This is a genomic window from Cytobacillus sp. Hz8 (assembly GCF_042263505.1).
Taxonomy (GTDB): Bacteria; Bacillota; Bacilli; order Bacillales; family Cytobacillaceae; genus Bacillus_BE.
On the sequence record NZ_JBHKFI010000030.1, the window covers coordinates 1 to 19,154 of the forward strand.

At 37.4% G+C, this 19,154-nt stretch carries 18 protein-coding genes and 1 riboswitch; of the genes, 13 read left to right on the plus strand and 5 right to left on the minus strand.

Annotation, left to right across the window (positions count from 1 at the left end):
- Nucleotides 1-129: 129 nt before the first annotated feature.
- Nucleotides 130-1,794, minus strand: a complete 1,665-nt coding sequence (locus ACE38V_RS22230; protein ID WP_375844838.1) for a glutamine--tRNA ligase/YqeY domain fusion protein — start codon at nucleotides 1,792-1,794, stop codon at nucleotides 130-132.
- 287 nt (nucleotides 1,795-2,081) lie between these two features.
- Nucleotides 2,082-2,187, plus strand: a riboswitch (SAM riboswitch).
- 140 nt (nucleotides 2,188-2,327) lie between these two features.
- Here ACE38V_RS22230 and ACE38V_RS22235 point away from each other — a divergent pair.
- The 13 genes from ACE38V_RS22235 (at nucleotide 2,328) to ACE38V_RS22295 (ending at nucleotide 16,406) form a co-directional block, all read left to right on the plus strand.
- Entirely contained in the window at nucleotides 2,328-3,443 is a 1,116-nt protein-coding gene (locus ACE38V_RS22235; RefSeq protein ID WP_375844840.1) for a sugar ABC transporter substrate-binding protein, read from the plus strand.
- 88 nt (nucleotides 3,444-3,531) lie between these two features.
- A complete protein-coding gene (locus ACE38V_RS22240; protein WP_375844842.1) occupies nucleotides 3,532-5,037 on the plus strand; it encodes a sugar ABC transporter ATP-binding protein in 1,506 nt (501 codons plus the stop codon).
- Between the two features lies 1 nt (nucleotide 5,038).
- A complete protein-coding gene (locus ACE38V_RS22245) occupies nucleotides 5,039-6,040 on the plus strand; it encodes an ABC transporter permease (protein ID WP_375844843.1) in 1,002 nt (333 codons plus the stop codon).
- Between the two features lie 266 nt (nucleotides 6,041-6,306).
- A complete protein-coding gene (locus ACE38V_RS22250; RefSeq protein WP_375844844.1) occupies nucleotides 6,307-7,134 on the plus strand; it encodes a basic amino acid ABC transporter substrate-binding protein in 828 nt (275 codons plus the stop codon).
- Between the two features lie 113 nt (nucleotides 7,135-7,247).
- Nucleotides 7,248-7,904, plus strand: a complete 657-nt coding sequence (locus tag ACE38V_RS22255; protein ID WP_375844845.1) for an amino acid ABC transporter permease — start codon at nucleotides 7,248-7,250, stop codon at nucleotides 7,902-7,904.
- The gene (locus ACE38V_RS22260) at nucleotides 7,901-8,623 is read left to right on the plus strand and encodes an amino acid ABC transporter ATP-binding protein (RefSeq protein WP_375844847.1); all 723 of its coding nucleotides are present in this window, start codon (nucleotides 7,901-7,903) and stop codon (nucleotides 8,621-8,623) included. The genes ACE38V_RS22255 and ACE38V_RS22260 overlap by 4 nt, the downstream gene beginning before the upstream one ends.
- Before the next feature lie 679 nt (nucleotides 8,624-9,302).
- Complete coding sequence (locus ACE38V_RS22265; RefSeq protein ID WP_375844849.1) at nucleotides 9,303-10,001, plus strand: winged helix-turn-helix domain-containing protein; 699 nt, start codon at nucleotides 9,303-9,305, stop codon at nucleotides 9,999-10,001.
- Complete coding sequence (locus tag ACE38V_RS22270; RefSeq protein WP_375844850.1) at nucleotides 9,998-11,413, plus strand: ATP-binding protein; 1,416 nt, start codon at nucleotides 9,998-10,000, stop codon at nucleotides 11,411-11,413. The genes ACE38V_RS22265 and ACE38V_RS22270 overlap by 4 nt, the downstream gene beginning before the upstream one ends.
- A 168-nt stretch (nucleotides 11,414-11,581) precedes the next feature.
- Entirely contained in the window at nucleotides 11,582-11,983 is a 402-nt protein-coding gene (locus ACE38V_RS22275; protein ID WP_375844852.1) for an acyl-CoA thioesterase, read from the plus strand.
- A gap of 253 nt (nucleotides 11,984-12,236) precedes the next feature.
- The gene (locus tag ACE38V_RS22280) at nucleotides 12,237-13,631 is read left to right on the plus strand and encodes a S1C family serine protease (protein WP_375844854.1); all 1,395 of its coding nucleotides are present in this window, start codon (nucleotides 12,237-12,239) and stop codon (nucleotides 13,629-13,631) included.
- 406 nt (nucleotides 13,632-14,037) lie between these two features.
- Complete coding sequence (locus ACE38V_RS22285) at nucleotides 14,038-14,265, plus strand: hypothetical protein (RefSeq protein ID WP_375844855.1); 228 nt, start codon at nucleotides 14,038-14,040, stop codon at nucleotides 14,263-14,265.
- A gap of 187 nt (nucleotides 14,266-14,452) precedes the next feature.
- Nucleotides 14,453-15,130 carry a response regulator transcription factor gene (locus ACE38V_RS22290; protein WP_375844857.1) on the plus strand — a complete coding sequence of 226 codons (678 nt, stop codon included), beginning with the start codon at nucleotides 14,453-14,455 and terminating at the stop codon, nucleotides 15,128-15,130.
- Nucleotides 15,123-16,406 carry a sensor histidine kinase gene (locus ACE38V_RS22295; RefSeq protein ID WP_375844858.1) on the plus strand — a complete coding sequence of 428 codons (1,284 nt, stop codon included), beginning with the start codon at nucleotides 15,123-15,125 and terminating at the stop codon, nucleotides 16,404-16,406. Before ACE38V_RS22290 ends, ACE38V_RS22295 begins: the two co-directional genes overlap by 8 nt.
- A gap of 110 nt (nucleotides 16,407-16,516) precedes the next feature.
- Here the strand turns inward: ACE38V_RS22295 and ACE38V_RS22300 are convergent, their stop codons facing one another.
- Genes ACE38V_RS22300 through ACE38V_RS22315 form a run of 4 tightly spaced genes read right to left on the minus strand, consistent with a single transcriptional unit; the run spans nucleotide 16,517 to nucleotide 18,965 of the window.
- Nucleotides 16,517-17,095: a ferric reductase-like transmembrane domain-containing protein gene (locus tag ACE38V_RS22300; RefSeq protein WP_375844860.1), complete on the minus strand. Its 579-nt coding sequence runs from the start codon at nucleotides 17,093-17,095 to the stop codon at nucleotides 16,517-16,519.
- A 4-nt stretch (nucleotides 17,096-17,099) separates the two neighbouring features.
- Complete coding sequence (locus tag ACE38V_RS22305) at nucleotides 17,100-18,023, minus strand: FAD:protein FMN transferase (protein ID WP_375844862.1); 924 nt, start codon at nucleotides 18,021-18,023, stop codon at nucleotides 17,100-17,102.
- Nucleotides 17,998-18,243 (minus strand): hypothetical protein, encoded by a 246-nt coding sequence (locus ACE38V_RS22310; protein WP_375844864.1) that lies wholly within the window; start codon nucleotides 18,241-18,243, stop codon nucleotides 17,998-18,000. The genes ACE38V_RS22305 and ACE38V_RS22310 overlap by 26 nt, the downstream gene beginning before the upstream one ends.
- 17 nt (nucleotides 18,244-18,260) lie before the next feature.
- A complete protein-coding gene (locus ACE38V_RS22315) occupies nucleotides 18,261-18,965 on the minus strand; it encodes a copper amine oxidase N-terminal domain-containing protein (RefSeq protein ID WP_375844866.1) in 705 nt (234 codons plus the stop codon).
- Nucleotides 18,966-19,154 lie beyond the last annotated feature (189 nt).

Sequence of the window (19,154 nt, forward strand, 5' to 3'; positions counted from 1 at the left end):
GGTTATAGCCTTGAATAATATTTAATTTTATATCACTTGTATATTTAGTCATATAAAAACTGCACCTCCAATTGTTAGATAGTGTCTAACAATTGGGGTGCAGTTCAATTTGGAGCTGCTTTTCCCTTTTTATAACTTAAACGAACTCTTTAATGAGACGATACGATTGAATACAGGTTTTTCCTTTGTTGAGTCCTTAGGGTCAACATTAAAGTAGCCGTGTCTGAAGAATTGGAACTTGTCAAAAGGCTTAACATCCTTCATATTCGGTTCAATAAAGCCTTGGACAATTTCTAATGAGTTTGGATTCACCTTATCAAGGAATGTTTTTTCTTCACTATCTTCCTCTGTTGCTTCGTTTTCATTATCGAGAATCAAAGGCTCATACAAACGGAATTCAGATGGGATTGCATGTTTAGCATCCACCCAATGAATCGTGCCTTTAACTTTACGACCAGTAAAGCCGGTGCCACTTTTTGTTTCAGGATCGTAAGTGCAATGAATTTCAACGACATTTCCATTCTCATCTTTAATGAAGTCTTCACATTTAATGAAGTAGGCATGCTTTAAGCGAACTTCATTTCCAGGAAAGAGACGGAAGTATTTCTTCGGTGGGTTTTCCATGAAATCCTCTTGTTCAATATAAATTTCTCTTGAAAAAGGAATTTGACGAACGCCCATTTCAGGATTTTCAGGATTGATTTCGGCATCGAGCATTTCGACTTGTCCCTCTGGGTAGTTGGTAATCACCACTTTTAATGGCTTCAATACACCCATGGTTCTCGGTGCTTTCAATTTTAAATCTTCTCTGACAAAGTGTTCAAGCATTTGTACATCAACAGTAGAGAATCCTTTTGAAACCCCTGCTGCTTTAATAAACTCTTGAATTGCTTCTGGAGTATACCCTTTTCTACGTAAACCGGAAATTGTTGGCAATCGAGGGTCATCCCAGCCGTCTACATAATTTTCTTCAACTAATTGTTTCAATTTGCGCTTACTCATAACCGTATGCGTTATATTTAATCGTCCAAATTCGATTTGTTGTGGTTTACTTTCCATTTCGCACTCTTCAACAACCCAATTATAAAGAGGGCGCTGATCTTCAAACTCCGTTGTACAAAGGGAGTGAGTGACTCCTTCAATGGCATCCTCAATTGGGTGAGCAAAAGCATACATTGGATAAATGCACCATTTGTCCCCCGTATTGTGATGAGATGCATGAGAAATACGATAAATAACAGGGTCACGTAAGTTGATATTAGGTGAAGACATATCAATTTTTGCTCTTAAAACCTTGCTCCCGTTTTCGAATTCTCTAGCTTTCATCCTTTCGAATAATTCTAAGTTCTCCTCTACAGAACGATTGCGATAAGGACTTTCTTTTCCTGGTTCTGTTAACGTTCCGCGATATTCTCGAATTTGTTCTGCCGTTAATTCATCCACATATGCTTTTCCTTTTTTAATGAGCAGAACTGCCCGACGATACATTTCATCAAAGTAATTGGAGGCAAAGTGAAGTTCTTCCCACTCATATCCCAGCCACTTTACATCCTCTTTAATGGAATCCACAAATTCCTGATCTTCTTTCAGTGGATTTGTATCATCAAACCTCAAATTGGTTTTTCCGTTAAACTCATCTGCTAAACCAAAATTAATAATGATGGATTTCGCATGGCCGATATGGAGGTAACCGTTAGGCTCAGGTGGAAATCTTGTAACAACTTCTTTCCGTTTTCCACTTTCCAAGTCCTCCACAATAATGTTTCGAATAAAATTTGAAGAATTGTTATCCAACCGTTATCAACCTTTCTACATTTATGTACATGGTATTTTTCTTATTATATCAATATTTGCTTAAAAAATCTTTTCTACCTGGACCAGTATTTCACTTTCATAAAAAAAGTTTACTTATCATTTTAACAAAACTGAATAGGAGAAAACCAGATATTCTAATCTAAAATGTAAAACAAATATCCTTTTATAATCATTTTTAAAATTACACCAATTCAAAAAACACTATTGACATATTGGCAATATCCGATTAAAGTAAGCTTATCTCAATAAACTGAATAAAAAGAATTCTCTTATCAAGAGTGGCAGAGGGACTGGCCCGATGATGCCCAGCAACCGTTCCGTATGGAATTGGTGCTAATTCCTGCAAAACAATTTTGTTTTGAAAGATAAGAGGGGAAAGTCCTATTTATGTGTGATGAACCTCTCTTTTCCGGAGAGGTTTTTTAGTTAAATAGGACTTTATTATTTTATTAAACCAACCTTTCCAATAAATTTAATTAGGTTTATGAATTTTAAAAAGGGGAGATTGCAAAATGAAAAGGAACTTTTTTAGAAGTGCTATGGTCTCATCGATTGCAGCCATATTATTACTAACAGGATGCACATCCGGTGGTGAATCTAAACAAGCAAAAGGAAATGTCAATGCATCGTTAAAAGGCGTACCAGAGGTATTTACAATGGAAGATCCCATCAAAATTAAGGTGATTAGAAAAATTGGTGGAGATGATCATACGGCCCAATTTCTCGCAGGAGCGAAAGAGGAAGGGGAAGCACTTGGACTACAAGTTGATGTTTTTACAGCGAATGGTGATACAGCAAAGTTTCATGATGCTATCAATCAGGCGCTGAATCAAGATTATGATGGTTTTATCATTTCACATGGCGATGATGATGCAACTGTTGAGGATGTGAAGAAGATTGTTAAAGCAGGAAAAAGTGTGGTTACCTTTGATTCCAATCCTAAGCTTTCTGAAGTGGAAGGAGTTACACTAACATCCCAGGATGATGAAGCATTAGCAAAGCTTTCATTGGAACAATTAGTGAAGGATCAAAAAGGGAAAGCGAATATTGTATATCTTTGGGTTGATGGCTTTCCACCAATGGTAAGAAGAGACAAAGTTTATAAGGAGACTTTAGTTGCTAATCCAGGAATTAAAGAGATTGAAAGATTTGGCGTTGCAACAGCCAATACAACAGTTGATACCCAAAATGCCGTTGCAGCAATGCTTAATAAACATCCGAAAGGAAGTATCGATGCTATTTTTGCTACCTGGGATGCCTTTGCTACAGGTGCTGCCCGCGCTATTAAGGAAGCAGGAAGAAATGAAATCAAAATCTATGGAATTGACGTTTCCAATGCTGATCTTCAAGAAATCCAAACTGCAGGTAGTCCTTGGAAGTATACAGCTGCTGTGGATCCTAAATTAATTGGTGCTGTGGATTTGAGAATACTTGCGAAAAAACTTGCAGGGGAAGAAACCCCACAAACCTATGATTTAGAAGCTTCACTTGTTTCTCAAGATGCGTTGCAAAAATCAAAGGATCCCGTCAATATGGTTAATTTAGCTAATATTATCGATGGATGGGGAAAGTCTACAGCATTTGAAGAAGATTGGATGAAGATATTAAAGGAGCATAATAAGAAATAAAATGGAAAGCACTCTCTTAATTGAAAATGGGAGGGTGCTTGTTTATGGAATAGGAGCTTTAAATTAGGGTGAGAGAGGGGGAAAGGAAATGAGCAGGAGTTTACTAGAGTTAAAAAACATCTCGATAGAATTTCCGGGAGTGAAGGCCTTGGATGGAGTGAACTTTTCATTATCAGTAGGTGAGATCCATGCTGTAATTGGTGCAAATGGTGCGGGCAAATCAACTTTAATGAAAGTGATTTCTGGTGCTTATACTCACTATTCAGGTGAAATAATGTTGAATGGAGAAAAAATAGAGATTCAATCTCCAAGAGATGCACAAGAAAAAGGAATACAAATTGTTTATCAGGAAGTGGATACCGCGTTGATCCCATATCTTTCTGTTGCTGAGAATATTATGTTACATGATGTGGCTCATGAAACGGGAAAGAAGCAATGGATCAATTGGAAGAGGCTTCATAAGCGAGCATCTGACATTCTAGAAAGTATGAATATCAATTTGTCTACCAAAAGACTTGTAAGTGAACTGACATTGGCTGAAAAACAAATGGTGCTAATCGCAAGAGCTCTATCGAGGCGGTGTGAATTTTTAATCTTAGATGAACCGACAGCTCCTCTTAGCCAAAAAGAAACAAAAGAGCTATTCCGTATCATTCGAAGGTTGAAGGAGCAACAGGTAGGGATTATTTTTATTTCCCATCGCTTGCCGGAGATCTTTGAGATTTGCGAAGAGATTACGATTATGAGAAATGGCCAAATCGTAGCGATGAAAAAAATTATTGAAACAACGCAAAATCAAGTTGTGGAATATATGCTTGGGAGGAGCTTAGAAGAGCAATATCCTCCTCATCAAGCAGATATTGGAGAAACTGTTCTGGAAGTAAGAGGGTTGAAGGATACAGATAAAATAAAATATATCGATTTATATGTTAGGGCCGGGGAAATAGTTGGATTGGCAGGTCTTGTTGGTGCGGGGAAAACAGAGATTTGTAAAGCAATATTTGGGGCTGAAAATGTAGAATCAGGAGAAATAAAGCTGAATGGGAAAACGGTGAACATCAACAGCCCTTATGTAGCGGTCAAAAACGGAATCGCTTTTATTCCTGAAGAAAGGCGAAAGGAAGGAATTTTTATTAATGAAACGGTTGGTACGAATTTATCAGCTGTCAGTTTAAATTTTTTTACCCATAAAGGCGGCTTTTTGAATCGAAGAAAAATGAAGCAAGCTGCACAAAACCTTATTGCCCGACTTGGCATCAAAACACCGTCCGATGAGTCCTCTGTATCCAATCTTTCAGGAGGAAATCAGCAAAAGGTAGCAATAGGGAAATGGCTTGTCCTGGATGCTGTTATTTATCTTTTTGATGAACCTACAAAAGGGGTCGATGTTGGGGCGAAAAAGGATATATTTGAACTGATTATTGAATTAGCCAAAAGAGGAAAAGCCATCATCTATGCATCTAGTGAATTAGATGAAATTATGGGAATAACCAATCGGGTTTACTGTTTGTATGATGGACAGACCATCATGGAACTTGATACGAAAGCAACGAATGAGGAAGAGATTTTATATTATTCAACAGGAGGCAGATAGAATGGAAATAAATACGCCCATACTTAAAACCGCCCCGAAAAAGGTAAAATTCGAGTTATTTTCATTTTTATATAAATATGGAACAATCCTAACCATTTTTGCTCTTATCATCATTTTTTCGGCAATAAATCCGACTTTTTTACAAGGTAGCAATATAATCAATATTTTAAGATCAATATCAATTGTGACGATTATTGCTATTGGAATTACAATCTCTTTATCAGTGGACGGTTTTGATTTATCTGTTGGTTCCGTGACCTCTTTATCTAATGCGATTGTGATTTCGATGTTTGTTTGGTTTTCACAAAATACAGTGGTGGCCATTCTTTCGGCAATTGCTGCATCCTTATTGGTTGGTTTAGTAAATGCATTTATGATTGTTAAATTAAAGATTCCCGATATGCTCATGACTTTGGCAATGATGTTTATTATTCAAGGAATCGCACTTACTTACACAAAAGGAGCAACAATTTCACAAAATATGGTTATGCCAGATGGAACCTTTTCTAAAGGTTTGATTCCCGTCTTTTTCACAAAAATTGGTCAAGTCCCATGGATTATTCTCATTATGGCAGTGGCTGTAATTGTTGTTCATATTTTTTTGACGTATACGAAGCATGGAAGATATATGTATGTAATCGGAGGAAATCGGGAAGCAGCAAGATTATCAGGCATTCAAGTAAATAAATACCGCATCATCGCCTATATATTGTCGGCTTTTTTTGCTGCAATTGGTGGAATCATCCTTTCCTCAAGGGTTATGACTGCGGAAATCAATGCAGGAGCTCCATACTTAATGGATTCAGTTGCCGCTGCTTTTATCGGTTTTTCGGTGCTTGGAGCAGGCAAAGCGAATGCTTTTGGGACATTTGTTGGAGCTGTGTTAATCGGGCTGCTACAAAATGGTCTAGTCATGTTATCTGTCCCTTATTATTCAATGGATATCGTTAAGGGAGCTGTACTAGCATTTGCCCTAGCTATTACGTATTACAAGCAAAAATAAATGAAAAAGAGCAGCCCAATAAAGGAAAGGGTTGCTCTTTTCTCTATCATACAAGTTCTTTTCTCTACATATATATATATAATTACATTTCTACACGGTTGATTATCCCCGAAAAATATTATTTTAATATGGTAGTTTCCTAAAGTTTTTTTCTACATTTTCTTGCAAAATGCTACAACTAGAATTATACTCAATAAAAAAGACTGAATAATGATAATATTTAGTAGAAAGTGAAAATACAGATTTTTAAAGGAGGATTTTTATTGATGAAGAGGCTGTCTTTTCTTATGGTAGCAATGCTTGTCTCGATTTCTCTTATTCTATCGGCTTGCGGTACAAAGGAAGCAAGCAAGGACGAGAAGAGTGATGGAGGAGCAAGCAAAGAGACAAAAACACTGAGAGTAGTAACAGATGCAGCGTATGCACCATTTGAATCCATGAAAGGAGACCAAATTGTTGGTTTTGATGTGGATTTTGTTAATGCCGTTGCAAAGGAAGCAGGCTATAAAATTGATTTAGTCCATGTTGGTTGGGATCCGCTATTTGTTGAAATTCAAGATAAACGTGCTGATCTTGCCGTCTCGGCGATTACAATTGATAAAGCTCGAAAAGAAACCTATGATTTCTCAGTGCCATATTTCTTATCTACTAACAAAATTTTAGTACCTAAAGGCAGCAGTATTAAATCAGCTGCAGATCTTAAAGGGAAGGTCATAGCTGTTCAAAATGGAACAACTGGTCAGGCAGCAGCTGAAGGGATTCTTGGAAAAAATAGTAAGGATATTAAGAAATTTGAGAATAACAATCTCGCAATCATGGAGCTTAAAAATAAAGGCGCAGATGCCGTTGTTGCGGATAATACCGTTGTTGAGGAATATGCAAAAAACAATCCAAAGGATAAATTAGTTGTGATTGAAGATAAAGATAGCTTTGCTCAAGAGTACTATGGATTAATGTTTCCAAAAGGCAGCGAGTTAAAAGTTAAATTTGATGAAGCCATTAATAAAGTTTTTGATAATGGAACATATGCGAAAATCTATCAAGATAATTTTGGTACAGAACCTGATATTGAAAACTTAAAAGCACAGCAATAAAAGAGTGGAAATTGCGTAACTCTGTAAAAGGTGTTACGCCTTTTTTCGCTTTTCATGATTTTTTCGGAAATATCACCTATTAGATGATGCTAGAAATAAAGGAGAGGGAAGCTATGGATTTCCGTTTTGACCTGATAGCTGACTATGCCCCGTTCTTTTGGAAGGGGACACTTTTAACGATTGGCCTGTCCATTGCAAGTATCCTAATTGGTACGGTTTTAGGGCTACTGATTGGATTAGGAAAAATGATGAAGAATAAGGTTCTTGCATTTCCGTTCGAATGCTACATTACTCTTTTTCGTGGGACTCCTCTTTTAGTCCAAATATTGATTATCCATTTTGGAGTAGTTCCCTTATTTACGGGTTCAACCAATGGAGTTTTAGCTGCAATTATTGGTCTTTCGCTCAATTCAGCCGCCTATATTGCTGAAATTTTCAGAGCGGGCATTCAATCAATTGACAGGGGACAGATGGAGGCTTCAAGATCATTAGGAATGAACCATGTACAAGCCATGAGATATGTGGTGTTACCACAAGCTTTTAAACGAATGATTCCGCCGCTAGGGAATGAATTTATCGTACTGATTAAGGATTCCTCTTTGGCATCTGTTATCGCAGCTCCAGAGCTTATGTATTGGGGACGAGCTATGCAGGGTCAATATTATCGCGTTTGGGAACCACTACTTACAGCTGCGTTAATTTATCTAATTTTGACATTAACCTTAAGCTTCATATTAAGATTTCTTGAGAGGAGGCTCTCAACGGAATGATTAAAGTAGAAAAATTACAAAAGTCATTTGGTTCTCACGAAGTGTTGAAGGATATCAATGTTGAAATCAAGCCACAGGAGGTTGTGGTGGTCATTGGACCATCCGGTTCGGGAAAATCCACCTTTTTAAGATGTATCAATTTACTAGAAACGATTACGAGTGGTCATATCTATATTGAGGGCGTTGATATTACGGATAAAAAAGTGAATATTAACGAGATCCGAACAGAGGTAGGAATGGTTTTTCAACAATTCAATTTATTCCCGCATAAAACAGTGCTTGAAAACATCATGCTTGCTCCTTTAAAGGTGAGAAAAGTAGATAAGGAAAAGGCAAGGGAGAAGGGCTTGGAGCTTTTGAAAAAAGTAGGCCTTGAGGATAAAGAAAAGGCCTATCCGGATTCCTTATCGGGCGGGCAAAAGCAACGGGTTGCCATTGCAAGAGCGTTAGCAATGGAACCAAAGATTATGCTTTTCGATGAACCAACCTCCGCACTAGATCCGGAAATGGTCGGAGAAGTGTTAGAGGTTATGAAACAACTGGCTAAAGAAGGAATGACCATGGTCGTTGTGACACATGAAATGGGCTTTGCTCGTGAAGTCGGCGACCGCGTGTTATTTATCGATGGTGGCTATATTGTAGAGGAAAATGTTCCAAAAGAATTATTTGAAAATCCTCAGCATGAAAGAACACAAGCTTTCTTAAGTAAAGTTTTATAAAGTGAAACTTCCATCAGTGAGGGTTGAATGGCAGACTAAAAGCGCGACGTCCTGTCGCAACGTCTGCACTAGCACGTCCTGTGCGTCGAAAACCCCCACTGATGGTTAGTCACGCAAAGCCTGATTGATTTTTCTAAGGGCTGAAGCCCAAAGAAAAATCTTATTTCACTTATCACGCTCATAGCGCCACGTCCTGTGGCTTTCGCCTGACTAGGACATCCTGTCCGTCGTCGGACCTTTACGGACAGTTGATCTCCCACTTATCTTCTTCGCATTTTCAAAATCTTGAAGTGGGGGTCAAAATGTCCGTTAAGAGTGGGATAAATAATGAATGGAAATCCCTTACTAAACTGTGGGGGATTTTTTGTTATGGTCGATAACTATGGTTGATAATATATAAGGAAAACAAAATTAGGAAAGAGAGGAAAAACCAAGTGAAAAATGCCCTCCAAAGTTGTAAATTGCTATATTTCGCAAAGAAAAGTCTACTTCACTAAAAATACCTCCAGACTATTCGAGCCCTTCCATGTTGATTATGAATAAATTAAGACGAATCTATTTCTTAAACGTTAATATTTAGGAAAGAATTGAAAACAAGGTTGATAAAAGGAAAAATTCGTTTTAACTTTGTAGAAGGAGAAGTTTTTCGTACTTCGAAAAGCGAAGGGAGAATTGAACCATGAAAATTTTAGTGATAGAGGATAATGAAAGTGTTTGTTCAATGATAGAGATGTTTTTTACAAAAGAAGGAATTGAAGGTGAATTCGTCAATGATGGGTTAGAGGGTTATAACAGGTATAAAAGTGGAACATGGGATGCGCTCATTATTGATTGGATGCTGCCTGGTATGGATGGAGTCAATATCTGCCGCAAGATTCGTGAGGAGAAAAGTTCTGTTCCCATAATTATGCTGACAGCTAAGGATAGTGAATCAGATCAGGTTTTAGGACTTGAAATGGGAGCGGACGATTATGTGACGAAGCCTTTTAGTCCGTTGGCGCTTATGGCGAGAATCCGCGCCGTTACTCGTCGATATCAAGGAGGGCAAAATGAGTCCGTTGCGAAAGGTTCCATTCAAACACAATATTTTAAGATTAATAAGGATACAAGAGAAGTCCTGTTAAATGATCAGCCGATTACGAATTTAACACCAAAGGAATTCGATTTATTATATTATTTTGCGCATCACCCGAAACAAGTTTTTTCACGGGAGCAACTTTTAGAAGCGGTATGGGGCTATCAATTTTATGGAGATGAACGGACGGTGGATGTTCATATTAAACGCTTGCGTAAAAAAGTGGGCACTGATAATCAACCATTTTTCCATACTGTTTGGGGTGTCGGCTATAAATTTGATGAGACGGAAGACGGAGCATGAGATTTAAATATATTTATCAACAGTTTATCAGTCACATCAGTATTATTATTGTTGCGTTTTTAGTATTAAGTCTATTGTTCTCTCATTATGTAGAAAATCTTGTCTACAACAATAAAACAGAGGAACTAATATCTTATGGGAAAAATATTTTGCAAGACCTCGATCGGAATAAGATTGGTTCAGAATCTGTCATCAGCCAGTATGCAAGGGTATTAACTGGTAGAGGGATTAGCTTCAGTCTCTTTGATATAAATCAAAATATCATGCCTTTTGGAATTCCCGGCCCTGATATCGAATTTTCAAAAGAAGAGTGGGATAATTTATCAAGCGGAAAAGCGGTAGTCGTGAAGTATGATTTTAAAAGGTACAACAAGGATGTATCATTGGTTGCATTACCGTATATGAATAATGGACAGTTTGTCGGAGGGATATTACTAATCTCACCTGTTAGCGGTTCACGGGAGATGATTCATGATATCAATCGCTATTTAATTTTAACCGTATTGATTGCATTGGTTGTCTCCTTGTTGTTAAGTTGGTTTCTATCCAAAATCCATGTCAAACGGATTAATCGGATTCAGGAAGCTACTTCATTAGTCGCATCGGGAGATTATACGGTTCATATTCCTTCCTCTAATTTTGATGAAATCGGTGAACTAGCGAAGGATTTTAATAGCATGGTTGGAAAGATAAATGTCTCAATGGAGGAGATTGAAAGTCTTGAAAATCGAAGAAGACAATTTATGGCCGATGTTTCGCATGAAATGCGGACTCCTCTGACCACTATTAGCGGGGTTATTGAAGGAATTAGAAATGATATGATTCCGGAAAATGAAAAGGAAAAAGGCTTGCAATTGGTGAGCAAGGAAACGAAAAGGCTCATACGTCTTGTTAATGAAAATCTGGATTACGAAAAAATCCGATCCAATCAAGTAAAGTTATTTAAGGAAAAAATTGATCTTGCTGAGGTGCTTGAAATTATTAAGGAACAGTTAGAATTTCAGGCGGACGGAAAGAACGATCAGATTGTGTTGGATGTCGAAGAAAATGTATTTGTTCATGCAGACTATGATCGACTTATCCAAATATTAATTAATATTACGAAAAATAGTATTCAATTTACGGAGAATGGTGTGATTACCTTAAGAGGAAAAGCTGGCGAAAACGAATCGATGATTGAAATTGAAGATACGGGAATTGGTATTGATCCTGCTGAAATTGAAAAAATCTGGCGCCGCTTTTATAAAGCGGATATTTCGCGAACGGGTACTCCGTTTGGCGAGTTTGGACTTGGTCTATCGATCGTTAAACAATTAGTTACCCTTCATAATGGGACGGTTGAAGTCTCCAGCGAAAAAGGAAAGGGAACCAAATTCATTTTACGTTTTCCAACGGAAGAAATTCAAGCATAAAGAAAGCAAACAGGTTGGCTTAAGGGTATTTTCAATGCCCTTCTGTGCCAGCCTTTTTAATAGCTTCTGCTGATCCAAATCTTAATCATTTCAAATAAAGAAAGGAATTGTTTTTCAGATGCCGAATATAAAGGTTATTTGATGGTTTAAGATTTTGGAGGGGATGAATTGGCTTATTCGGAATGGCATCTTGTTGCAAAAACAAAAAGCTATCATGTGAGCAATGTGAAGCTTTTGGATTATTTAGATCAAGCACGCACGGAATGGTATCATTTTTGTAAAGGATTAGGGGTAGAAGCTGTTGTGGTGCATATCAGTGCCGATTACAAAAAAGAGGTTTTTGATGGAGATCCCATAATGATTCGTACTTGGATGGAACGTGTGGGGAATACAAGCTTCGCTATTAAACAAATAATGGAAAGAGAGCCGTTAGAAAGAATTGTGGAGGCAGAGGTTATCCTCACCACAATTGACTGTCAATCACGAATAAAAGTGTCCGTTCCTTTTGAGGTTCGGCAGTTGCTACATCAGGATATAAATTTAAAAACGGTATTAACATGTGAAGATTAATTAAATCAGGGCTGACTCACAAGATTATTAAAAAAATTTGTAGATCCGCTTTTTTATGCCACATTCATATACGTTCAAAAATGGGAAAAACATGAATGAAGCAGGCTTTAACCACCGTATATTCATGAACATTTCTAACTCTATTAAAGGAATGTTAACAATTCTTTCATATTTGAGGGCTATAGTTAAGCCATACCAAATAAGAACAGGTGTTAGCAATATAAATCGAGAATCTTTAAAGGAGGAAGCGTTCATGGATATGAATGAAGAAAAAAATAAAAATGAAGATGTGAATCCAATAGACGATATGTCTGCAGCAGAAAAAAAGAATATTGTAGAGGACATTAATTCAACAGTTGAGATGTATAAAGAGGAGGAGAATTCTAGCGCAAACGAAAGAGAGCAAACAGACGAAGGACAGCCAACACAAACAAATGTTTCAATGAATAAAAAGGAACTGGGTAGAAGAGGATCCATTTTTAAAGGAGTCATCTCAACAGTGGCAGCTGGAGTGATTGGCTCAGCCCTTACATTGGCGGTTGCCCCGCATACAGATTATTTTAAAGATTTGTATTCAAGTGGATCGAAGGTTGAAAGTGCATCACAGGATGTAAATAACTCTAGTAATAGCACGGTTCAAGTTCAAAAGACTTCAACAAGTTCATCCAGTTCGATTGCAGACACGGTTGAAAAGGCTTCTAAGGCAGTTGTGGGAATTGTCAATATTCAGGATCAACAGTCCAACTTTAATTTTAATAGTGATAGTCAAAGCGGCGGAGATGTGGAAAGCGGAACGGGATCTGGTGTTATTTTTAAAAAGAAGGATGGCATGGCGCTTATTGTAACGAATAATCATGTCATAGAAGGGGCAAAAAAAATTCAGGTATCCCTTTATAACGGGAAAAAGGTGACAGGTAAGCTTATTGGCGCAGATGCTTTAACGGATTTGGCTGTCGTTGAAATTGACGCTAAAAATGTAACGAATGTGTTAGATTTTGGGGATTCTTCAACTTTAAGACCTGGGGATCAGGTGTTAGCAATTGGAAATCCACTTGGCTTAGATTTCTCACGCTCTGTGACACAAGGAATTGTGAGTGCAACCAATCGAACAGTTGCTGTTAGCACATCTGCAGGTGATTGGGATTTAAACGTAATTCAAACGGATGCCGCAATTAATCCTGGAAATAGCGGTGGGGCATTAATTAACACGTCAGGTCAAGTAATGGGAATTAACAGCATGAAAATCGCAGAAAGCGGAGTAGAGGGCTTAGGCTTTGCAATTCCAAGTAATGACCTTGTTCCAATCATTAATGAAATTATCGAAAAAGGAAAAGTAGAACGCCCATATCTTGGGGTTGCTTTAACTAGTCTAGACGAGGTCCCACAAACCTATTTGCAAAGTCTTGATAAGAGTATAAAATCAGGTGCAATCATAACCCAAATTGATCCGGATTCTGCAGCAGCAAAAGCAGGCCTTGAGGTGGAGGATATTATCCTATCCATCGATGGTCATAAAATTGAAAATACCAATGACCTACGCGAATATTTATATTCAAAAATCAAGATCGGCGACACTATTAAACTAGAAGTTTATCATAATGGTAAAACGAAAACAGTGAATGTGAAATTATCAGGTAATAGTATTTAAACGAAATTATCAGAAGCAGTCTCCTCATTAGGGGGGGCTGCTTTTTTGTTTAGGAAATTACACTAGCGTGGCATTAAATAAAATTTAATCTGGCAAGTGTTTTATTACAAAAATTTTCTACAGGACAAACTCTTCGTGGTCTTTTGCATCATGAGATTCAATAGAAGTTGTATTAAAGAATTAAACAAGCGTTTGATGAATCTTATAGAAATGGATAAGTAAGGAGTTTGATAGGAGGAAATAAAACTATGCCTATATATAAGAATAGGGTCATGGGTCGTTATTCCTATTTATACGAAATATTCTGTGAATGGGATAAAATCCCTATATTACCATATTTCCATAAACCTTATAATAATTAATTGTAGAAATATGGGAAATTCCTCATAAGGGAAGAGGCGAGGAAATGGATGTCAAAAATAACCCCTCTGATTGGGAGAGAATGAGATCGGGTGTCGGAAATTTAATCGGACTGCACCGCTTTGGCAAAGGGATGATTGATGAGCTAAAGGACATAAGCGAAAATTTGGAGGATGCCAAATCGGATATTGAAAACTATGATAGTGACGGTGTCATCCAGTTCGAATATACGAGTCAAAAGGGCAAGTATCAGGACTTGTTTGACGACCACTAATCGGATCGGGGCTAAGGAAATTCAAACAATGTATGCTGGATATGGCGTCCAGCGAACCCTAGAAGTTCCGAAAACCAAGGTAAGCCTAGAGGATTTGTTTATCTCCATAAAACTTTCATTTATTTTTCAGAAAAATTTGTTATTCTAGAAACTAGATAAGTGTCTAGATTGGAAGGATGAAAGATGAATGAATCTATTGTTAGCAGAGGATGACGAACGTTTAGGAAAGCTTATTTATCATTTGCTTGAAAAGGAATTTAATCTTGTTGATTGGGTAAAGGATGGAAAGGCTGCTTTAGATTATGCCCTTTTTACGGAGTATGATTGTATTATTCTTGACTGGATGATGCCAAAGCTAAATGGAATTGAAACCTGTAAAAAGCTTAGAGATAAGGGCTATAAGGGAGGGATCCTTTTTCTAACGGCGAAGGATGCCATTGAGGATGTGGTAACAGGACTGGATTGCGGTGCCGATGATTATTTGATTAAACCGTTTAAATTCGAGGAATTATCTGCACGCTTAAGGGCAATATTGCGGAGGAAGGAGAAGCCTTTTGAAGAGGTGCTTTGCTGGGATGATATTGAATTAGATTTGAACACACATGAAGTAAGACGAAATGGTGAAATAATCGACTTATCAAAGAAAGAATATGAGCTACTCGAAATTCTTCTTAGAAATAAGCACCAGGTGATGACAAGGGATGTTTTAATTGAACGAATTTGGGGCTTTGATGTCGATGTTACTCCTAATGCGCTTGATGCTTTGGTGAAGCTGTTAAGAAAGAAAATCGATCAAAAGGGCTCGCCATCCTTAATTCAAAATATACGTGGGGTGGGGTACAAATTGAGGGACGAGGATGTTTAAGACTTTAAAGAATAGACTAACGTTTCTTTATACCGCTTCACTGCTATTCATGCTGGCGATTTTTATTTTGGTTCTTTATTGGTTTATATCAGGCTCCATTCAGAAAGAAAATATGGAGGATTTGCGGCTTTTTTATCAAAAGGAGAGTCATGATATTTTAGAGGATTTCGAGGATGATGATGATGATTACAAGGAACATCGGGGACATAAGGACGAGGGCGATTTAGAACTTAAACCAGACATGCAAATCTTCTACTATCTTTTTGATTCTAATCAAAACCTTATTGGAGGAGAAGAAGCAATAAGTGGATTTTCGAATTATGTGAGCAAGTGGCTTTCGGAAAGCGAGGCGTCTTCTTTATCTAAAGAGGTGAAATGGGAAGGCAATCATCTGCTTATCGCTAAATTTTCCTTAAATAAGGATGGTTATACTTATGGGACCATGATTGTTGGAGAGGATATCACAAATGAAAAGCACATTATTCAAAATATTGTTTGGATCCTTCTGATTATCACACTCGTATTTAGCGTTTTGTTTGCGCTTGTTGGATATTTTTTTGCAGGTCAGGCCATGAAACCCATACAAAAATCCTTTCAGATGCAAAAGAAATTTGTATCTGACGCATCCCATGAGCTTAGGACTCCACTTAGCATTTTTTATAGCTCGGTAGATTTACTTACTCAAGAAGAAGAAAAGAATTTGAGCCCTTTTGGGAAAGAAATTCTGGAAGATGTAAAAAAAGAGTCTGAATTAATGAATAAACTCATTAGCGATTTATTATTTCTTGCAAGAACTGATAATGAGCAATTGAAAATTGAAAAAGAGAAATTTTCATTATCAGAGGTTATGAATGCCTTGCTGAAACGAATGTCACGTATTATTCCCGAGGGAAGAATATTAAAGGAAGAGATAGAGGATCAGGTTTGGATCATAGGAGACCAGGCTCGGATCGAGCAGCTTTTGTATATATTACTTGATAATGCGATACGGTATACAAAAAAGGGAACGATTACCTGCACTATGAAAACAAGGAATCAAAAAATCTTTATTAAAATAGAGGATACTGGTCAAGGAATATCGAAGGAAAATTTATCGCATATTTTTGATCGCTTCTTCCGTGCAGATGCGTCAAGAAATAGAGAGGGCTCCGGACTTGGACTTTCCATTGCGAAAACCATTGTCGAAGCTCATGGAGGACAAATAGATGTAACGAGTGAGCTTGATAAGGGGACGACGTTTATTATTCAATTGGAAAAGGAGTCAAGAATCCAATAGCAATGGTCTAAAGCTCAAAACGCAATCTAAAGCAAAAACTGTTGAAATTAACAGATGGATTGATACTCGCCCCATTTGTTCCTCTAAAGCAATAGAAAAAGCGCCATTTCTTAAGGCGCTTTTTCTATTGGAGTATTCGAACTTTGAGTCTTATTTTTTTTAAGCGGATTATCTAGGAAGCGAAGGATAAGCAGGATGCTAATAAGAATAATACTTCCTCCATATAAACCGGATGCCCAAGGCTCCTTACTATCTGTACCAATCAAAATGCCATGCAACAGCATTAAAACCCATGCAGGTAAAATTAAAAAGTGGATTTTTTTCCACAAAGGCTTTCCTAAAGATTTCATTAGAAAGTCAGATGTAAAGATGGTGAAAAAGAATAAATAGAATGAGATAGTACCTAAACCTGATAAAAAGGGTTCGTTTTTAGATAATAAAGGAATGAAAAGCTCTTTCCATGTATACGGTGCATAATGATCATTTAAAAGTAATAACCCATGGAAAACGACTGCTAAAAAACCGATCCAGCCACTTGCTTGATGCAATTCCAACATAAATGGTTTGTTCTTTTTTAAAGCGGAGAATCTCCCAATTAAACCAGCGGCAATAGAAAGGGTAAAAAGAAAAAAGGCGAGGAATCCAGAAACTCTAATTAGATTCCAATTTGAAAAAGTCTCACTTAACACATAATCACTCCTGTTCTAATTGTCCATCAGAGTGAACAACACAATATTGAAATGGTTTGTCTAGAGTCGCTAAAACGGATTGGATAGGCATTTGATCTTTCATAAAACAGATTTTTGCTCCGATTTCAGCATCAAGACAATGATCCATTATGACGGTGGCTTGGACAATGGAGGAATCAACCGGATTTCCCGTTCTCCCATCTAGAAGATGGTGTTTTTTGTTTTTTCCCTGCCACCAACTGCGATAAATAATATTTGAAGTGGCAATTCCTCCATTCTCAATCTGAAAGCTTCCTAATTGTTCTTCTTCATGAAAAGGATTCATAATCCCAATCTTCCAAGTCTTCTCGCCATTCGACCAAACAGACATATCTCCACCACCGTCAACAATGCCATATCGGCTTTTCGCATTTTCTTTTAACCATTTTGCTGTCGCTTCGACCGCATAGCCCTTCGCAATTCCGCCTAGATCTATCGGCTGATTGGTATTTTTTTTTATATAATATCTGTCGTAGAACTGAAGTGGTTCATTTTCTAATGGTTCCTTTTTTTTGTATGGAACCTCCTCTGAAGCTGCAATAAAGGGGAAGGATCGATTATAACCATGCGCTTCCATATGGTTTAGTAAAAATGGTGAAAACCTTCCTTCCGTTTTCCTTCGGTATTCCTCAGCCTTGAGCAGAATATCATATAACACAGGTGAAACCTGAATCACCTCATCTTTGTTGGCTTGATTAAACCACCATAACTCATTTTGGGACTCAAATCTTGAAAATGATCTTTCGATGTATTGGAGAAAGGACGTGACCTCATTTTTCCAATCGTTATGCTGGCTATTTGAAATTCCGATAAAAAATGTCGTATTCATGATTCTTAATTGGATTGAATCAAGATCGTTTCCCTTAAGTCCTTCTTGTATTTCGATCATTATTGTTTACCCCTTCAGCTGCGGTTTGGGAGGTGGCAAAATTACTCCAATCGAGCTTGGCTAAATCCTTTTCTTTTGCACTCATGGAGTCTGTTATTTCTACTTTTGTTGTGCTTTCAGCGTTTGTTGGCGTAGAATCATTTAATTGTCCAAGTATGAATGCGGAAAAAGCAGTTCCTGTAACTCCGATAATCCACTTTGCTTTCGTTTTTGGTTTCAATTGTCATCACCTCATTTTTATTGTATAGCTTCTAAATTCATCATTTTCTTTTGTTCATCCCAGCTCACTCTATAATCAAGTGCATTTGCTATAACAGAAACAGGGACAAAAAGAGTATTCTCATAATATAATGCATTTGTTGGCATCGGTGTTTTTGCCATATTCTCATAAACAGCATTTGTACCTGCATGTAGAATTAACTCGTTAGTGCCCTTTGAAATCACAAGAATTTTACTTTGTGAATAAAAAGTGGTTTTTGCACCAAGAAGTTCACCTAACTTTTCACCGGAAACAAGGAATTGTCCATACTGGGGTAATACAAATAAATCCACCTTTTGTTGTTGTAATTGAAATGGTACTTCTTGGGCTTCTAGGAATGGAAGATCATTATTGGATGCACTGATAGCTTCCCTTGTCCAAATGTTCCAGTTGGTATTCGGCTGCATATCTTGTTGATAACTGCCACTCTCATCTTGATAGTATTCCGTGTTTTCATCATCATCTTCGTACTTATCACGCTCCTTTCTCTCATCATCTTCGTACTCATCATGCTCCTTTTTCTCATCATCATTAAAAAGAAATCCACCATGCTCCTCTTCGTATCTTTCATGCCCTTCATGCTCTCCATGTTCATCATCATCAGCATTTACAATCAAGCTTGAGAATCCGAAGGTTAAAGTTATTAAAATCGGAATCGTCAACCATTTTGAACGCATCTTCATAAAATTAAATCCCTCCTTGTATTTAAACTTTACCTGCTTTTTCTGAAAAAAAGCTGAAAATCAGAAGGGATTCAATTGATAAAGTGAAACTTCCATCAGTGGGGGTTTTCGACGCATAGGACGTGAAGTGTGCAGACGTTGTGATTGACGTCGCGTTTTTAGTCTGTCATTCATCCCCCACTGATGGTT